This window comes from Paeniglutamicibacter sp. NPDC091659 (assembly GCF_044756805.1).
Taxonomy (GTDB): Bacteria; Actinomycetota; Actinomycetes; order Actinomycetales; family Micrococcaceae; genus Paeniglutamicibacter.
This window is the reverse complement of the sequence record NZ_JBIVTO010000004.1, coordinates 242342-258832: the sequence shown is the minus strand read 5'-3', so window position 1 is coordinate 258832 and position 16491 is coordinate 242342. Positions and strand designations below refer to the sequence as shown.

Sequence of the window (16491 nt, the reverse complement as noted above, 5' to 3'; positions counted from 1 at the left end):
GATTTCTTAACCTTTAGAGGTCGTTGTCCTCTACGAACTGGGCGACATTGTCTTTGTTCAGTGCTTTTGCGAATTCGTCGATGACTGCCATGTCGGGAATGACGATGGACTGACCGTCGGCAGACCGACCTGTTCCCTTGTTGGGAAGCGTGAAGAATTTCATGTCGCCCGAGCCGATTCCAGGCATGCTAGCGCCAATCTGGGCCACCTTCATTGCATCCAACGACTCGTCCACTGCGATGTATGGCGCGATCTGCTCGACACTTTCCAAAATTTTTCCCGGGTCTGTCAACGTGTCCTTGGACGTCAGCTTACCCAAGACGGCCTTGATGTATAGCTGCTGATTGCGTACTCGCTGGTAGTCGCCGTCCCTGAACGCGTGGCGTTCACGAACAAAGGAAAGGGCTTCGTCGCCGCTAAGCGTTTGAACGCCCTGCGGGAAATGAAGTTTCTTGGCCGTAGTCGGAGAGAAAGCAATCGGGTTGTTGATTTCCACTCCGCCCAAGGCATCGGTAAGGCCCTTGAATCCTTCGAAATCGATGGATGCGACATGGTCGATACGAGTGTTCAGCAGGCCTTCCAGCGTTTGGACGGCAAGCGGCACTCCTCCATAGGCAAACGCGGCATTGATCTTTGCATTGCCATGCCCCGGGATGTCCAGCCAAGTATCACGCATGATAGAGGTTACGTAGATACCCTTCCGATCCGACGGAATGTGGACGAGCATCATGGTATCGGAACGCCCGCCATTGGGCAGCGACGCAAAGTTCGCTTCACCCTGGTCCTTTGCACGGGAATCGTTGCCTAGTAGAAGGATATTGACGGCGCCCTTGGCTTCCCCGGACTTCTGCGGACGCAATGATTCTTCCGGAAACGCGTTAGCAAGCTTGTTGGTTCCGTCGTCAAACGCGCGAGCCAGTGTGAAAAGATATCCGCCAGCCGCCAACAACCCAACTAAGACGAGAGCCAGCGCACCCAGCAAGATGGCTCGCCCCGTTCGTTTCTTCTTGGGCGTTTCGTTGCTGGTGTCCTCGAAGGACTCATGCGGATATGTCATTTATGCCTCTCATCAAAATACTCCTTTACATCCTAGTCATGTCCCACGACCGGTAGGCTGTTTAAGTGCCTAGAATGACAGTTTCGAACCCCACAGCCCCGAATTCACAGCGTCTATTCAGTGTTGATCCAGTTTCAGTTCCCGCCAAACACCGTTTCTCGGTTGCCATCGCCAGCGCGGTAGCCTGCTTGGCTGTCCTCACCGGCTGCAGTTCCATCGCAAACGTGCAGTCTGCGGATGACGCAGGGAACCCCCTCTGCGCAGAGATGATGGTGCTCCTTCCCTCCGAAATCGCCGACCAACAAAAGCGCCAGACCAATAGCCAGGCAACGGCAGTGTGGGGGGACCCTTCGCAACTTGTCCTCCGCTGCGGGGTGACTCCCCCGCCGCCGTCGACCGACCCCTGCGTCACGGTAAATGGTGTTGACTGGCTTGCCAAGCAAGGAGAGAAGAGTTGGACTTTGACGACCTACGGGCGCACTCCTGCCACGGAGCTCATCTTTGATCCGAATAAAATACCGTCAAGCACAGTTTTGGCTTCCCTGGCCACTGCTGCTTCGAAGATTCCTGCCCAACGGCATTGCACGGGTGTCACCAAGGCGGAAGACATTCCATAGTTTTCGACATGCAAAGAGGGGGTGTTCACAAGGTGAACACCCCCTCTTTGCATGTCAGGCTTTTCTAGCGAAGCCCGGTCTTGCGGTTCAGTCCCAGGTGAATCAGCTCATCGATGAGGTCCGCATACTCGATGCCGGTCTTGGCCCACATGTGCGGGTACATGCTCGAAGGCGTGAACCCCGGCATGGTGTTGATTTCATTGATGATCCATTTGCCGTCTTCTGTATAGAAGAAGTCGACGCGGGAAAGGCCCTCGGCGTTGACGGCGTCAAAGGCCTTGGCTGCCAAATCACGAATTTCGGCCGTTGCTTCTTCCGACAGGGCTGCGGGGCAGCTCAGTTGGGCTGCTGCACCGTCTACGTACTTCGCATCAAAGTCGTAGAATGTGTGTCCGTCATTTGACACGGAAATCTCGCCGGGCATCGACGCACGCGGTGCAAGGTGTCCGCGTCCCTCCAGAACACCGCATTCGATTTCCCGACCGACTATTCCTTGCTCCACGACAACCTTCGGGTCATGGATCCGGGCTGCCTCGATTGCTGCCTCAAGCGCATCAGGGGTGTCAACCCTTGAAATACCGACCGAAGAACCTGCACGGGCAGGCTTGACGAAGAGTGGGTACTCGAGGCCCTTGACCGATTCCAGCGCAGACGCGCGGTCGCGTCCCCACTGCTTGTCGGTAATGACCACATAGGGTCCGACTTCAAAGCCGGCAGCCTCAAACACAACCTTCATGAAATGTTTGTCCATGCCAATGGCACTCGCAGCGATGCCCGAACCCACATATGGAACATCGGCCATTTCAAGCATTCCCTGAAGTGAGCCATCCTCGCCGAACGGCCCGTGGAGCAGCGGGAAGACCAGGTCGATGTCCCCCAGGTTCCGGATTTCATGTGACGGCCCGGAAGCCAGGAGCTCGTGGCGGCCCGGCTCGCCAGTGAGTCGCAGGATTTCTTTCCCTGCAGTTACCTCAGGCTTGGCGCTGCCGGCCAACGACCATGCGGCCACGTCCTGGTCCACCAGTGTCCATGCGCCCTCACGGGTGATTCCGACCGGAACCACCTCGTACTTCTCGCGGTCAATGGCGTCAAGAACGCCTGCTGCGGTTACGCAGCTAACCGGGTGCTCGGAGGAACGCCCCCCGAACAAGAGCAAGACTCGAGGCTTGCGAGTGTTTGTTGGACTCATTGGAGTTCCCCTTCGGATTTCAGTTCGCGGCCAAGGAGGCGCGCACCCATGTTTTCAACGCTCAGGGTGCCTTCAAGTACCATGACCACGGCTTCGGTGATGGGAACTTCGACGTTATTGCGAGTGGCAAGGTCCAGCACGGCACGACCAGACTTGATGCCCTCGGCCGTTTGGGACATCCGGTCGTTGACCTCATCGAGATACAAACCTTGCCCCAGGAGACGACCCGCAGTGTTGTTGCGCGAGAGCGAGGACGAGCAAGTGGCAACCAGGTCGCCCAGGCCGGCCAGGCCCGATAGCGTTTCATACTTTCCGCCGAGCGCCAAGGCCAGTCGTGTTGTCTCTGCCAGGCCACGGGTAATGATGGATGACTTGGTGTTGTCCCCCATGCCCATGCCGTCGCAGATTCCCACGGCAAGTGCGATCACGTTCTTGGCGATGCCGCCGATTTCCACACCGATGACATCGGTGTTGGTGTACGGGCGGAAATACTCCGTTGAGCAGAGCTCCGCTATCCACGCGGCCGTTTCGATGTCGGAGCAAGCAACAACGGAAGCCGTTGGCTGCCTGCGCGCGATCTCCATGGCCAGGTTTGGTCCGGACAGCACAGCGATACGCTCGGGATCGATGTCGACCTCCGCAGAAATCACCTCGCTCATGCGGGCATCCGTATCTCGTTCGAGGCCCTTCATCAGGGAAACGAGAACGGCGTCTGGTTCTATCGCATCACGGAAGGACCGCAACTGCTCACGCAGGCTTTGGGCTGGAACGGCAAGGACGACAAGCTCGGCGCCGGCCAGGACTTCTCGGGGATCCGAGGACGAGGTGATGTTTGCCGGAAGCTGCGTTTCACGCAGGTATCGCGAGTTCGTGTGACGGGTGTTGATTTCAACGGCGACCTCTTCACGGCGCGCCCACACCATCACCTCGCGCCCGGCATCCGAACCCGAATCGGCGAGAACCTTGGCAAAGGTTGTTCCCCAGCTGCCGGCTCCCATGACTGCGATTTTTCTTGGCAGGGATCTCAATTATTTGCCTTCCGATTCGTCCGAGGCTGGTCTGCGTTCAAAGTTTCGTCCCTTGATCGCCTGTCCGTGTGCGGCGGGGTCCCAAAGAACCTCAGGAGCCTCTTCGCCGCGTAGCTCAGCTACGTCGTTGGCAATGGCACGCATGATTCTTTCGGTTGCTTCGTTCAATACGGAGCGGGTCATGGGAAGGCCTCGGAGGTCATCCAGGTCGACGGGGTCGCCGATATTGACCGTTACCCGCTTGCGCGGGAACAGCTTGACGCCCTTGGCGTACCGAGGGAACAGGTCCTGCGCACCCCAATGCCCCATGGGGATCACCGGGGCACCGGTCTGCAGAGCGAGGCGTGCCGCACCCGTATGACCACGCATGGGCCACAGCTCCGGGTCGCGTGTCAGCGTTCCCTCTGCATAAATAATGATCACACCGTTGGCATCAAGTACTCTGCGGGCCGCAAGAAGCGATTCGGAGGCCCCGGCGCTCGTGCGCGCCACGGGGATCTGTCCAGTTTTCCGCAGCACAAATCCGAGCACAGGCACCTTGAACAACGATTCCTTGGCCAAGTACCGGGGATATCGCTTGTTGCTGTAAACGGCGTGACCCACGACCAGCGGATCGATTTCCGTGACGTGGTTGGGACACAGGATGAATCCGCCAGCCGGAAGCTTGTCAAAGCCCTTCCAGGTCCGGCTGATCATCAGATTCATGACCGGCCGGACGATTCCTGCAGCTGCAGCAAACACGGCTCTAGTACCGCGTGATTCTTTCATGCAGATTAGCCTATGCGGACTAGGCTATTTCATTCATTTCGACTCGCGCACCGAGATCGGTGAGCTTGTCCATGAACTTCTCATAGCCGCGGTTGATCAATTCGATACCCGTCACGTGACTGGTGCCTTCGGCCGCGAGTGCCGCAATGAGATGCGAGAAGCCGCCGCGGAGATCCGGGATGTCGATATCGGCGCCCTTCATCACGGTCGGGCCGGAGATGATCGCCGAGTGTTTGAAATTGCGCTGACCGAAGCGGCAAGGAATGGCACCGAGGCATTCGCTGTGCAGCTGGACCTGGGCACCCATCTCCACCAGAGCGCTGGTGAATCCGAACCGGTTTTCGTAAACCGTTTCGTGGATGATGGATACGCCTTCGGCTTGGGTCAGCGCCACAACCAGCGGTTGCTGCCAGTCGGTCATGAAACCTGGGTGGACATCGGTTTCGAGCATGAGGGGCTTCAGTTCTCCACCTGGGTGGTAGAAACGGATGCCGGTGTCCAAAACCTCGAATTCGCCACCGATCTGGCGGTAAGTGTGCAAGAACGCAGTCAGGTCCCGCTGGGCAGCTCCCTCGACAAAAATGTCACCCTTGGTCACCAAAGCAGCCGAGGCCCACGAAGCGGATTCATTGCGGTCCGGAAGGGCCTTGTGGTTGTAGCCGGAAAGTCGATCCACACCCACAATCCGGATCACGCGGTCGCGCTGGACCGTGATGATCGCGCCCATCTTCTGCAATAGAGAGATCAGGTCAAGGATTTCAGGTTCTACTGCGGCATTCTCAAGTTCGGTGGTGCCCTTGGCACGGACTGCCGTCAGCAGTACCTGTTCGGTGGCGCCAACGCTTGGGTACGGCAGGGCAATCTTTGCGCCGGTCAGACCGTGGGGAGCGCGAATGCTCGTACCCAGGGGTCCGGCCTTGTCGATGATGGCGCCGAAATTGCGCAAGACTTCCAAGTGGAAATCGATGGGGCGGTCGCCGATTTTGCAGCCACCAAGGTTGGGGATCAGCGCTTCGCCCAGGCTGTGAAGCAGTGGTCCACAGAAGAGAATGGGAATGCGCGAATCACCGGCGTGGGTATCAATCTCGTTGCTGGTGGCCGTTTTGGTGCCAGCTGGATCCATGGTCAGGTCACCGGTGACTTCATCCTTGATGACCGTCACGCCGTGAATCTTGAGCAGGCTGGTAACCACCGCTACGTCTTTGATCTCGGGTACGTTGCGAAGAACCGAGGGAGAATCCGCCAAAAGAGCGGCGACCATGGCCTTGGGTACCAAATTCTTGGCGCCTCGGACGGTCACTTTTCCTTTAAGTGGCACGCCACCATGAATCGTTAGGACTTTCCCCATGAACTTAAGAACCTCACCAGATTGTTTGTCCTTCGAAACCGAAGGTAAGACTTAGTAAGCATACAGCCCCCGGCATTGCCGGGGGCTGTATGCGGGCTGTAACGCCTGTCGCGTTTAAGCGGCTTCCATCCGTAGAACCCTACTCAATTCGGGCTTGATTAGTCCTATCGACAGTGAACACGCCGCACCCGTTTACGCGATCAGCAAAGAGTTAAGAGTACTTTGCCGGAAGCGTTGTCGGCTTGAAAGCCGGGCGCACGTTCTCGAAGGCAGTGATCTCGTCTTCGTGCTGGAGCGTCAGGCCGATGTCGTCCAGTCCCTCCATCAGGCGCCACCGGGTGTAGTCATCAATCTCAAACGGGGCAATGATCGAGCCGCAGGTTACCGTCCGGGATTCGAGATTGACCGTGATCTCGGTACCGGGGTGATTCTCGATTTCCTTCCAGATAAGCTCGATGTCGCTTTGGGCAACCTCTGCGGCAACAAGCCCCTGCTTGCCGGAGTTGCCACGGAAGATATCCGCGAATCGCGAGGACAGGACAGCTTTGAATCCGTAGTCCTTGAGCGCCCACACCGCGTGCTCGCGGGAGGACCCTGTACCGAAGTCGGGACCGGCGACAAGCACGGACCCTGTCGAGTACGGTTCCTGGTTCAGGATGAAGGACGAATCCTTGCGCCAACCTGCAAACAAGGCGTCTTCAAATCCGGTGCGCGTGATCCGCTTGAGGTAGACGGCCGGAATGATCTGGTCGGTGTCCACGTTGCTCTGGCGCAGCGGAACACCAACACCGGTGTGGGTTGTGATTTTTTCCATGATCGATCCTTAGGCGGCGGTGGTGGAGGCTGAATCGGTGGCGAGGTCCGACGGCGACGACAGCGTTCCGCGGATCGCGGTGGCCGCTGCGACAACAGGGGAAACGAGGTGCGTACGGCCGCCCTTGCCCTGTCGGCCCTCAAAGTTGCGGTTGGAGGTCGAAGCGCAACGCTCCCCCTCCGCGAGCTGGTCGGGGTTCATGCCCAGGCACATCGAGCAGCCGGCGAAACGCCACTCGGCACCGAAGTCGGTGAAGATCTTGTCCAAGCCCACGGCTTCCGCCTCGAGCCGAACCCGAGCCGAACCCGGAACGACAATCATTCGGACGTTGGGGTCCTTTACCTGGCCCTCGATGATTGCGGCGGCGGCCCTCAGGTCTTCCATGCGGCTATTGGTGCAAGAGCCCAGGAATACCGTGTCTACGCGGATGTCCCTCATCGGGGTGCCTGCTTCAAGGCCCATGTAGCTAAGCGCACGCTCGCAAGCGGCGCGTGCGTTCTCGTCCTCGAAGTCTTCCGGGGCCGGAACCCTCGCCGACAGTGAAACGCCCTGCCCCGGGTTGGTGCCCCACGTTACGAACGGTTCGAGCCCATCCGCGTCAAGGAACACCTCGGCGTCAAAGGTGGCGCCTTCGTCGGTGGCCAAGGTTTCCCACTCGGCGACCGCGGCATCCCAGTCTTCGCCCTGTGGGGCGTGTGGTCGACCCTGGATGTATTCGTAGGTCGTCGCATCGGGTGCCACCATGCCGGCGCGGGCGCCGGCCTCAATGGACATGTTGCAGATCGTCATGCGTGCATCCATGGACAGTGCGCGGATGGCCGAGCCCCGGTATTCAAGCACGTAACCCTGGCCGCCACCGGTGCCGATCTTGGCAATGACGGCCAAGATGATGTCCTTGGCGGTCACGCCAGGCTTCAGGGTTCCCTCGACGTTGATCGCCATGGTCTTGAACGGCTTCAATGAGAGTGACTGCGTGGCCATCACGTGCTCGACCTCGGAGGTACCGATGCCAAAGGCCAAGGCGCCGAAGGCACCATGGGTGGAGGTGTGCGAATCGCCACAGACGACGGTCATTCCCGGCTGGGTCAGACCCAATTGCGGACCCACTACGTGGACAATTCCCTGTTCCTTGTCACCCAAGGAGTGAAGACGCACGCCGAATTCGGCGCAGTTCTTCCGCAGGGTTTCAATCTGGGTTCGACTGGTCAGGTCCGCAATGGGCTTGTCAATTTCCAGCGTGGGAGTGTTGTGGTCCTCGGTTGCAATCGTGAGGTCAGGACGGCGCAGCTTACGGCCGGCCAGCCGAAGTCCCTCGAAGGCCTGCGGCGAGGTCACTTCGTGAACCAAGTGCAAGTCGATGTAGATCAGGTCGGGCTGGCGCGCAGCGCCTGCCCCTTCGCCCTTGCGCACAACGTGCGCATTCCATACTTTTTCGGCCAGCGTCTGTGCTGCCTGGTGTGCGGCCATAACCGACTCCCTCGCTTGATAAAAGTCTTATGCTTCAACTGTTCCACCGCAGGCCACGTAATATCCACTACACGGATTTGCATCTCAAATAGTGAGACGTCAATATCATAGTATGGACACTTCAAGTGGCGTTGGCGTCATCGATAAAGCGGCTCTCATTCTCAATGCCCTCGAGGCGGGGCCAACCTCTTTGGCGCAGCTGGTAACCGTCACTAAAATCTCCCGCCCAACCGTGCACCGGCTGGCCCAGGCCTTGGTACACCACCGCCTGGTGGGCAAGGACATCCACGGTCGCTTCGTCTTGGGCGGCAGGCTCGTCGAATTGGCTTCGGCGGCAGGAGAAGACAGACTGATTGCCGCCGCTGGCCCGCTGCTCATCCAGCTACGTGACAGCACCGGCGAAAGCACCCAGGTCTTCCGCCGCCAGGGAGACTTCCGTGTATGCGTTGCTTCGGCCGAACGACCCGTCGGCCTTCGGGACACGATCCCCGTGGGAACCCAGCTTTCGATGAAGGCTGGATCCGCCGCGCAGGTCTTGCTGGCGTGGGAAGACCACGAACGGCTTCTTGACGGACTACAGGGCGCGCGCTTCACCCCAACGATCCTGGCCGGCGTCCGCCGCCGCGGGTGGGCCCAGAGTCTGGGCGAACGCGAACCTGGAGTGGCTTCGGTTTCCGCACCTGTTCGCGGCCCGTCTGGACGGGTCATTGCCGCCGTTTCCATGTCCGGCCCCATCGAGCGGCTCTCCCGCCAGCCTGGTCGCGCCCACCAGGAAGTCGTGGTTCAAACCGCAAACGCATTGAGCGAAGCGCTTCGAAAGACAGGTGACTAGACCGCGGTCTGTCGCCGTTCCCTGTGCAAGCCCGACGGAGCCCGACTATCCTTCGAAATGGTCATATCCTATGGATACGCCCTGCATCAACCCATCAAAGTAGACCTTTGGGTTGGATTCTTCCGGCTCGAGGGCACGCACAACCCCGACCTGCCTGAATCCCGGAGGAAGCTCCGCACCCGGCGGAAACGTGGCCAAAAGACCGTGGTCCTCTCCCCCGGCAAGAACCCAGCGGAGCGGGTCGCAGCCGAGGACACCGGAGAGCGGTTCAAGTCGTTCAAGGTCGTTGAGCAGCGCATCTCGCTCGAAGTACACGTGCACACCACTGGCGATTGCCATTCGCTGCCCGTCCTTAAGCAGCCCGTCCGAGAGATCCATCATTGCCGTTGCCCCGGCAAGGGCAGCCTCTGGGCCGGCGTGGAGCGGCGGTTTTGGGCGCCGCTGTCCTTCTACGATTCGAACCTCGGTTTCCGTCCAGTCCACCGTGGGCAGCGTCGAATCAAGCAGCGCCAGTCCGGCCGCGGCGATCCCCAGGACGCCGTTGACCGCCACGATGTCGCCCGGCTTGGCACCGGACCTCAAGATCGGCTTTCCCGTCGCCAGGGCACCTGTGACAGCCGCGGTGATCGAAACCTCACTGCCCCGCCCCAGATCCCCGCCGGCAATCGAGCAGTCCAAGGCCCCCAACTCACGAACTGCGGCGCTGAAACCCTCGGCCAAATCCTCGACCCATTTCACTGGCGTTGAATGAGGAAGGGTCAGGGAAATGACTGCAGCGGTGGCGTAGGCCCCCATTGCGTTCACGTCGGAAAGGTTCTGTGCCGCGGATTTCCAGCCGACGTCAAAACCGCTGCTTTCGAAGCCGCTGGGCCAGTGAAGCCGAAAGTCCTGGTTTTCCACCAGGGTGTCCACGGTGATGACGAAGGCCCCTCCGGGTGCTGCAATCATTGCCGCATCGTCGCCGGGGCCAAGCAAAGGCTCCGCGCCACGCAGCCGTGGCAAGATGCAGGCAAGCAAACCACTCTCGCCTAGATTGCCAACGGTTAGATTCTCATCCTCTGGCACGTCGAAGAGCTCCAATGAATTGATTGTGTCGATTGATTTCTGCGTCGACCGGGCTGAGAACGGTTTCTTCCACCACGGAAGCCACGGCACTCAGCAAGGCCTTCCTCGCCGATCGGGCGCGTCCGGAGCCCCCGATCCTGGCGGCAACTCCGGCAAAGATGCCCAAGACCAGACCAAGCAGGATTCCCAAGATTAGCATCAAGGTCGGCACGGGAATGCCCTCCACCTTGGGAGCGGGCGGGAGGCTGAACTGCAGATACTGCACCGCAGCAAGAGCACCCAACCACAGCGCTCCGGCAAGTGCCGTTGCGAGGGATACCCACTGGATCACCGATACCAGCGGCCACCACCACGCGCCCCTTGTGGCTTTCACGTCGGTGTTCGCGATGGCTTGGTCCAGGCGGTCGGGTAGTTCTTGCGCATGATCTCGCGACGCGCGGCGGATGGATGCCTTCCATGGCTCCGGTGCACCGGCACCTGCGCCATCAGCATAGGTACGCACCGCTGAGTCGGATTGCGCGCGTTGCGCCAACCCCGGGGTGGGAAGGGACGTTCGATTGAGCTTCGGGTTTACATCGGCGCTTTTAAGGTTGAGCCTGCGCAATGGATCCGGACGGATCTTGGACAGCCATCTGGTCAGTGGCCATCCAGTTTTCTTATGGGCGTCGAGTCGGTATGAAATCCGGACGGCGTCCACCACGGTGTCTACACCGGATGCGGCCGCCAGATTCTGTATCAGTTCACGTTTTGCGTTATCTGACGGCGTTTTGAGTTCCTCCATGCTGTGGCCCTCGCCCAGTCGTTCGGCAACCGTCGCAACATCGGCAGCCAGCCTGTTTGACGCGGCACTCCGTGCGGTGACTACCTTCGCGATTTCCTGGCGAAGTACTTCAACGCCCTCTCCGGTCACTGCCGAGACGCCGATAAGTCTTGGATTCGCGAGTCCGTCGCCTTCGAGTACGGAGCGCAGCGACGTCATGACAGGGGCCCGTTGCGTCTCGCGCAGCCTATCGATTTGGTTGAGTACAACGAGGGTGACTGCACCATGTGCGGACAGCGGTTTGATGAAATCGTGATGCACAGCGGCGTCCGCATATTTTTGCGGATCAAGCACCCAGATCAGGACATCTACTTGCCCTGCCAATTTTGTTGCGATTTCCCGGTTGGCCAGAACCGTGGAATCAAAGTCCGGCAGGTCCAAAAGTATGAGTCCGCTGGCTTCCTTTTCGGATCCGAAGATCCCCTTCTTGGCCAGACGCAACGGCGAGTCCAGGAATCGGCGGTCATTGACCTCCAGCCAATCCAGCAACGGATCCGACCCATGGGCACCCCAGATTCCGGCCAACGGCTGGCTGGTTGTCGGCCTGGTTGCAGCGACCCGGGCAAGGTCTTCACCAACGACTGAATTGAAGAGCGACGATTTCCCGCTGCCGGTCGCTCCGAAGAATCCGACAACCGTATGTTCGGAGGACAACGTCCTGCGCGCAGCAGCGCGTTCCAGAACCGCCCAGGACGCGTCGCTTTCCTGCGTCCCAAGCCGTTCGCTGCCAAGCTCGGTTGCTTCCTTAAGTGCCTCCAATCGAAGTTCCAGCGGGCTAAGTGCGGATTCGGATCGACGCCGGCTCATGCACCCTGCTCCCTGGCCAGTCGGCGAATGGCTGCCGAATACTGATTCATGTTCTCGAGTTCTTGCTTGTCCGGGATCTCTTCCAGTTGGAACAAGAACTTGGTTCGCTCCAGCTCCAGAAGAGATTCACAACGCTGTTCAAGGCTTTCCATTGCCTTCTTGGTCAACCGCCTTACTGCATCCTCGCCAAAGATGGCTTCAAGCAGTTTCTGTCCCACCACGGCAGAGCCGCCGGCAATGCCCACTTCCAAGCCGGTCAGTCCGGCCGTTGAAGCGAATACAACAACCATCAAGGCAACCGCCACGCCGTTGATTCCAAATGACACCATGCGGGCGGTCATGCGCTTGTTGGCACCTTCCGCGCGGATGATATCCATGAGATCCAATTGCCAAGCCCGCACTTGCCCGGCAACCTTGTCCGAAAAATCTGGGCTCGGACGTCCGAGCTCCCCTGCCTCAACAAGCGCCTTGCCCGCGGGGTCAGCCCTCCATCTGTCTTCGGCGGTTTCGCAGGCTTTTGCCGTCTGGTCCACCACCACAGCATGCAGGCCGCTTTCAATGGCTTTTTCGACACGGTCCACCGGCTGCGGCTTTCCCGTGAAGAAGGCCCCTATCCGGTCACGCAGCCGCCCGATTCCGGATTCGAGGGAGCGGAAGAATTCCCCCGTTCCCACGAAATCCTGCCATCTGGCCAAGACCTCCCCACGCATCAGCGTGCCGTCCTGCACAGCCTGCCGAATGCCGTCTTTGGCCTGGCCAAATGCCTCGTCGACATAAGTTTCCAGCCGCAGGGCACTGGTGATTTGTTCCTTCATCGCCACTGCAATGGCGTCGGTGCGGTTGGCAAGTTGGTTCATGACACCTGCAAGCGTTTGGCGGGCGATGGATGCGCGCGATTCACTGCTGGCGGCAATCTGTCCCAACCATGACTTGATGTCACCTACGGCCTCTGCTGGAAGCATGTCCAAATCGTCCAGCTGGAACTCGCGCACCACGAAAAGCCGCGCAGAGCCCAAGCCCTCACGGTTGAGCATGCCCTGCAGGTCTGCCGACACTTCGGTTTCCACGCCGGCCGGTACACGATCCAACACAATTGAAATAGTGATGTTTCGCGCAGCCGCCTCGGAAAGCAGCTTCCATGGAACGGCATCGGCATAGCGGTTCGCCGTGGTCACGAAAACCCAGAGATCGGCCGCTGCCAGTAGCTGTCCGGCAAGGCGACGGTTTTCGTCTGATATGGAGTCCACATCGGGGGCATCCAGGATGGCAATGCCACGGGGCACGGCTTCGTCCTGCAACAGGACGATGGAATCGATGAGGGCAGGATCCGGATCCGCCCCGGCTTGGTCTGCTGGCAACCTACGAGCTGCCGGTATTTGACTTCCGATGATGCGTCGAAGCCCTGGAAGTATGCGGTCGGTTTCAAGCCACGGCAGGTCCTCCGCATGATGCAGCAAAATGGGCTGACGGGTGGTGGGCCTGATGGCACCGGCCCGGGTTACCGGATGGCCAACGATTGCATTGACCAAAGTCGACTTGCCTGCGCCTGTGGAACCTCCCACCACTGCCAGCAGCGGTGCCTCCAGGCTGCGGTAGCGGGGCAGGATGTAGTCGTCCAGCTGCTCGACTGCCGTGCGTGCGTTTTCACGGGCATCGGCCGCACCGGTGAGCTCGAGGGGAAGCAACCCACCAGACAATTGGTCTCGAACGGCGGAGAGCAACCTGATGGCTTCCGCATCCGCAGGCGCAGCGGAAGTCTTGGGAACGCTTGCCGGTTCGGGAACATTACTAGTAGTCACAACTACATCATGCCAAAGAGCCAGCAGATATATCGGGACTTGGGGGAAATTGGTCCAACCCTTGGAAAGTCCGTTAAAGACAAAAGGTCCCAAACCGAAGTTTGGAACCATTTGCGCTGGTGACCCCAGCGGGATTCGAACCCGCGTTACCGCCGTGAGAGGGCAGCGTACTAGGCCGCTATACGATGGGGCCGCATAGCTGCAACGTTTTAGGACTGTTGCCGTCCGATTCACATGAATCGTGACCCCAGCGGGATTCGAACCCGCGTTACCGCCGTGAGAGGGCAGCGTACTAGGCCGCTATACGATGGGGCCGTATGCTCCGCTTAGAGGGCTTTCGCCCCCAAGCAGACCGGCCTTCGCTTTCGCGAAGACCGTAGCGCTGGGGTACCAGGACTCGAACCTAGAATGTTGGTACCAGAAACCAGTGTGTTGCCAATTACACCATACCCCACAGCGTTGATCGCTCTCCGGCTTTCCTTTTCGGAAGCTTTCCTGCGCCTCAGCACGAGAAATAACTATACAGTCAGATCCGCATGAGTACAAATCGGGGGTCACTCGGGGGTCCGGGGCCTCAATAACCCCGCATTTCCGGTGATCAGGAGGGGTAATGACGCCAAGTTTTCAATGCAATTCCCCGAACCATTTTTGTGATCTGGGGCACGATTTAGCAGGATTCCAAGCAGCCCCGCTTCGCGCGCACCCTGAACATCATTGACTGGGTTGTCCCCCACGTAAAGGGTTGCGCCGATTGAAGTGCCAAGCAATAGGCAACCTGCGTGGAACGGACGCGGATCCGGCTTTGGCGCACCGGCAGTATCGGAACCCACAAGAACGGAAATCCGCTCAAGGCCCGAGGCACTGAGCTTCCCACGCTGGTAGCTTTCCACGTTGTTGCTCACCGCCCCATAGGGAATGCCCATCGCGTCCAACTCATCAAGGCAGCGGTGGACATCAGGGAATGGCGCCCACATGCTGCGCACCGCGCGCTCGTACGCGTCGCACCACTCGCCCATCGATTCGGCCGGCGGGGCATCCAGCTCAGCAAGAGCATAGGCGCGCTTGATCCGCTCAACGCGCTGCCCAAGGAATGTAAGTTCGCCGCTCATGTAGCGTTCATAGGCACCTGCGCCGTCGTCCGCGTAGTCACGCGCAATGCGCTCACGTGCAACCAGGGGGATGTTCTCGAAGTCCTCGGCTGTCAACAGGTGGAAGCCTTGGATAGCGGCAGAGTTCAGGTCGACCAGGGTGTCGTCAATGTCAAAAAGAACGCCCTCAACTCGGGCGGCGGAAGCTAGTCCGTCAAGTGAGCTGAGGGCGTTGGTCGCGTTGTCCACGATCTTTTTGATCTTCCCTACCGGGTGGCCCGGAAAGCACGCACGCGGGCGAGCGAAGATTCCTTGCCAAGAATCACCATGGATTCAAAGAGCGGCGGTGAAATGCGCTTGCCGGACACAGCGGTGCGGATAGGGCCGAAAGCATGACGCGGCTTGATGCCCAACCCCTCGACCAGGGCCGACTTCAGCGCTTCCTGGATGGACTCTGCGGTCCATTCAGGCGCAGCCTCCAGTGCGGCGATGCCTGCGTCAAGGATTTCGGCGGTGTTTTCCGGAAGTCCCTTCAGGGCATCCGCGGCCGGAATGATTTCCGAATCCGCGCGGAAAAGGAACTCAAGCATCTCGGGGGCTTCACCCAACAAGGTGATGCGTTCCTGGACGAGCGGCGCGGCCTCGGCGAGGATTTCCTGCTGGCGTTCGGTCAGGTCGTCGCCGACCAGCTCGTTGGCCTGCAGGTAGGGAATCAGGCGGTCGCGGAAATCTTCGGCCTCCAGCATGCGCACATGCGTGCCGTTGATGGCTTCTGCCTTCTTGATGTCGAAGCGCGCAGGATTGGACAGCACGTTGTGGACGTCGAATGCCTCGATGAGCTGATCACGAGTGAAGATGTCCTCGTCGGCGCTCAGGGACCAGCCCAGCAGCGAGAGATAATTGAGCAGGCCCTCGGGGATGAATCCACGGTCGCGGTGAAGGAAGAGGCTTGATTCCGGATCACGCTTGGAAAGCTTCTTGTTTCCCTGGCCCATTACATATGGCAGGTGGCCGAAAAGCGGCATGTACTGGGCGACGTTGACGTCGATCAGGGCCCGGTAGAGAGCGATCTGGCGCGGGGTCGAGGACAGCAGGTCTTCGCCGCGAAGAACGTGGGTGATCCCCATGAGCGCATCGTCAACCGGGTTGACCAAGGTGTACAGCGGCTGGCCGTTGGCGCGAACAACCACGAAGTCGGGAACGGTACCCGGCTTGAAGGTGATTTCGCCGCGCACAAGGTCGGTGAAGGTGATGTCTTCATCCGGCATGCGAACGCGCAGCACCGGCTCGCGGCCCTCGGCGCGGTACGCGGCGATCTGCTCTGCGGACAATTTGCGGTCGAATCCGTCGTAACCCAGCTTCGGGTCGCGGCCGGCCGCCTTGTGGCGTTCTTCCACTTCTTCCGGAGTGGAGAAGGATTCGTAGAGGTGACCCGCGGCGCGCAACTTGGCGATGACATCCTGGTAGATGTCTCCGCGCTGGGACTGGCGGTATGGCTCGTGCGGGCCGCCGACGTTGACGCCTTCGTCCCAGGTGATTCCGAGCCAGTCCAGCGCATCAAGCAACTGGTTGTAGCTTTCTTCGGAGTCACGCTTGGCATCTGTGTCTTCGATGCGGAAGATCATCTTGCCGCCGGTGTGGCGCGCATATGCCCAGTTGAACAGGGCGGTGCGGATTAGGCCAACGTGCGGGGTGCCTGTCGGGGACGGGCAGAAGCGTACGCGGACGGGGGTTTCATCGGTCACAGTGGGAATGAGGGCTACATCAGTCATGATGTGTCTATTCTATGCCG

At 59.7% G+C, this 16491-nt stretch carries 14 protein-coding genes and 3 tRNA genes; 2 read left to right on the top strand and 15 right to left on the bottom strand.

Annotation, left to right across the window (positions count from 1 at the left end; translation table 11 throughout):
• Positions 1-13: 13 nt before the first annotated feature.
• On the bottom strand, positions 14-1057 hold the full coding sequence (locus ACIQLF_RS10185; protein ID WP_400297607.1) for an LCP family protein: 1044 nt from the start codon (positions 1055-1057) through the stop codon (positions 14-16).
• 74 nt (positions 1058-1131) lie between these two features.
• Between ACIQLF_RS10185 and ACIQLF_RS10180 the strand changes: the two genes are divergently transcribed.
• The gene (locus ACIQLF_RS10180; RefSeq protein WP_400297604.1) at positions 1132-1674 is read left to right on the top strand and encodes a DUF3515 family protein; all 543 of its coding nucleotides are present in this window, start codon (positions 1132-1134) and stop codon (positions 1672-1674) included.
• Between the two features lie 64 nt (positions 1675-1738).
• On the opposite strand, the gene ACIQLF_RS10175 is transcribed toward ACIQLF_RS10180, so the two are convergent.
• The 6 genes from ACIQLF_RS10175 to leuC form a co-directional block, all read right to left on the bottom strand.
• Positions 1739-2863 carry a D-alanine--D-alanine ligase family protein gene (locus ACIQLF_RS10175; protein ID WP_400297602.1) on the bottom strand — a complete coding sequence of 375 codons (1125 nt, stop codon included), beginning with the start codon at positions 2861-2863 and terminating at the stop codon, positions 1739-1741.
• Positions 2860-3861 (bottom strand): NAD(P)H-dependent glycerol-3-phosphate dehydrogenase, encoded by a 1002-nt coding sequence (locus ACIQLF_RS10170; RefSeq protein ID WP_400297600.1) that lies wholly within the window; start codon positions 3859-3861, stop codon positions 2860-2862. Before ACIQLF_RS10170 ends, ACIQLF_RS10175 begins: the two co-directional genes overlap by 4 nt.
• Positions 3862-3891: 30 nt before the next feature.
• Positions 3892-4659, bottom strand: coding sequence for a lysophospholipid acyltransferase family protein (locus ACIQLF_RS10165; protein ID WP_400297598.1), 768 nt, complete (start codon positions 4657-4659; stop codon positions 3892-3894).
• Positions 4660-4678: 19 nt separating this feature from the next.
• Positions 4679-6007, bottom strand: coding sequence for a UDP-N-acetylglucosamine 1-carboxyvinyltransferase (gene murA, locus ACIQLF_RS10160; RefSeq protein ID WP_400297596.1), 1329 nt, complete (start codon positions 6005-6007; stop codon positions 4679-4681).
• Positions 6008-6218: 211 nt separating this feature from the next.
• Positions 6219-6821 (bottom strand): 3-isopropylmalate dehydratase small subunit, encoded by a 603-nt coding sequence (gene leuD / locus ACIQLF_RS10155; protein ID WP_400297594.1) that lies wholly within the window; start codon positions 6819-6821, stop codon positions 6219-6221.
• A gap of 9 nt (positions 6822-6830) precedes the next feature.
• The gene (leuC, locus tag ACIQLF_RS10150) at positions 6831-8288 is read right to left on the bottom strand and encodes a 3-isopropylmalate dehydratase large subunit (protein WP_400297592.1); all 1458 of its coding nucleotides are present in this window, start codon (positions 8286-8288) and stop codon (positions 6831-6833) included.
• A gap of 112 nt (positions 8289-8400) precedes the next feature.
• Here leuC and ACIQLF_RS10145 point away from each other — a divergent pair, with 112 nt between their 5' ends.
• Positions 8401-9120 (top strand): IclR family transcriptional regulator, encoded by a 720-nt coding sequence (locus tag ACIQLF_RS10145; protein ID WP_400297589.1) that lies wholly within the window; start codon positions 8401-8403, stop codon positions 9118-9120.
• A gap of 45 nt (positions 9121-9165) precedes the next feature.
• On the opposite strand, the gene thiL is transcribed toward ACIQLF_RS10145, so the two are convergent.
• The 8 genes from thiL to gltX all read right to left on the bottom strand — a co-directional run bounded on the left by thiL (position 9166) and on the right by gltX (position 16471).
• Positions 9166-10185 carry a thiamine-phosphate kinase gene (thiL, locus tag ACIQLF_RS10140; protein WP_400297586.1) on the bottom strand — a complete coding sequence of 340 codons (1020 nt, stop codon included), beginning with the start codon at positions 10183-10185 and terminating at the stop codon, positions 9166-9168.
• A complete protein-coding gene (locus ACIQLF_RS10135) occupies positions 10172-11812 on the bottom strand; it encodes a GTPase (protein ID WP_400297583.1) in 1641 nt (546 codons plus the stop codon). The genes thiL and ACIQLF_RS10135 overlap by 14 nt, the downstream gene beginning before the upstream one ends.
• A complete protein-coding gene (locus ACIQLF_RS10130; RefSeq protein ID WP_400297581.1) occupies positions 11809-13611 on the bottom strand; it encodes a dynamin family protein in 1803 nt (600 codons plus the stop codon). The genes ACIQLF_RS10135 and ACIQLF_RS10130 overlap by 4 nt, the downstream gene beginning before the upstream one ends.
• Positions 13612-13728: 117 nt before the next feature.
• A tRNA-Glu gene (locus tag ACIQLF_RS10125) sits at positions 13729-13804 on the bottom strand.
• A 49-nt stretch (positions 13805-13853) separates the two neighbouring features.
• Positions 13854-13926: transfer RNA gene (locus tag ACIQLF_RS10120), tRNA-Glu, on the bottom strand.
• Positions 13927-13993: 67 nt separating this feature from the next.
• Positions 13994-14065: transfer RNA gene (locus ACIQLF_RS10115), tRNA-Gln, on the bottom strand.
• A 100-nt stretch (positions 14066-14165) separates the two neighbouring features.
• A complete protein-coding gene (locus tag ACIQLF_RS10110) occupies positions 14166-14948 on the bottom strand; it encodes an HAD family hydrolase (RefSeq protein ID WP_400297578.1) in 783 nt (260 codons plus the stop codon).
• A 17-nt stretch (positions 14949-14965) separates the two neighbouring features.
• Positions 14966-16471, bottom strand: coding sequence for a glutamate--tRNA ligase (gene gltX / locus ACIQLF_RS10105; protein WP_400297575.1), 1506 nt, complete (start codon positions 16469-16471; stop codon positions 14966-14968).
• Positions 16472-16491 lie beyond the last annotated feature (20 nt).

Bases quoted from the DNA above. Each gene is read 5' to 3' on its own strand.
- ACIQLF_RS10185 (WP_400297607.1), bottom strand. From the start codon at position 1,057: ATGACATATCCGCATGAGTCCTTCGAGGACACCAGCAACGAAACGCCC.
- ACIQLF_RS10180 (WP_400297604.1), top strand. From the start codon at position 1,132: ATGACAGTTTCGAACCCCACAGCCCCGAATTCACAGCGTCTATTCAGT.
- ACIQLF_RS10175 (WP_400297602.1), bottom strand. From the start codon at position 2,863: ATGAGTCCAACAAACACTCGCAAGCCTCGAGTCTTGCTCTTGTTCGGG.
- ACIQLF_RS10170 (WP_400297600.1), bottom strand. From the start codon at position 3,861: ATGGGAGCCGGCAGCTGGGGAACAACCTTTGCCAAGGTTCTCGCCGAT.
- ACIQLF_RS10165 (WP_400297598.1), bottom strand. From the start codon at position 4,659: ATGAAAGAATCACGCGGTACTAGAGCCGTGTTTGCTGCAGCTGCAGGA.
- murA (WP_400297596.1), bottom strand. From the start codon at position 6,007: ATGGGGAAAGTCCTAACGATTCATGGTGGCGTGCCACTTAAAGGAAAA.
- leuD (WP_400297594.1), bottom strand. From the start codon at position 6,821: ATGGAAAAAATCACAACCCACACCGGTGTTGGTGTTCCGCTGCGCCAG.
- leuC (WP_400297592.1), bottom strand. From the start codon at position 8,288: ATGGCCGCACACCAGGCAGCACAGACGCTGGCCGAAAAAGTATGGAAT.
- ACIQLF_RS10145 (WP_400297589.1), top strand. From the start codon at position 8,401: ATGGACACTTCAAGTGGCGTTGGCGTCATCGATAAAGCGGCTCTCATT.
- ACIQLF_RS10135 (WP_400297583.1), bottom strand. From the start codon at position 11,812: ATGAGCCGGCGTCGATCCGAATCCGCACTTAGCCCGCTGGAACTTCGA.
- gltX (WP_400297575.1), bottom strand. From the start codon at position 16,471: ATGACTGATGTAGCCCTCATTCCCACTGTGACCGATGAAACCCCCGTC.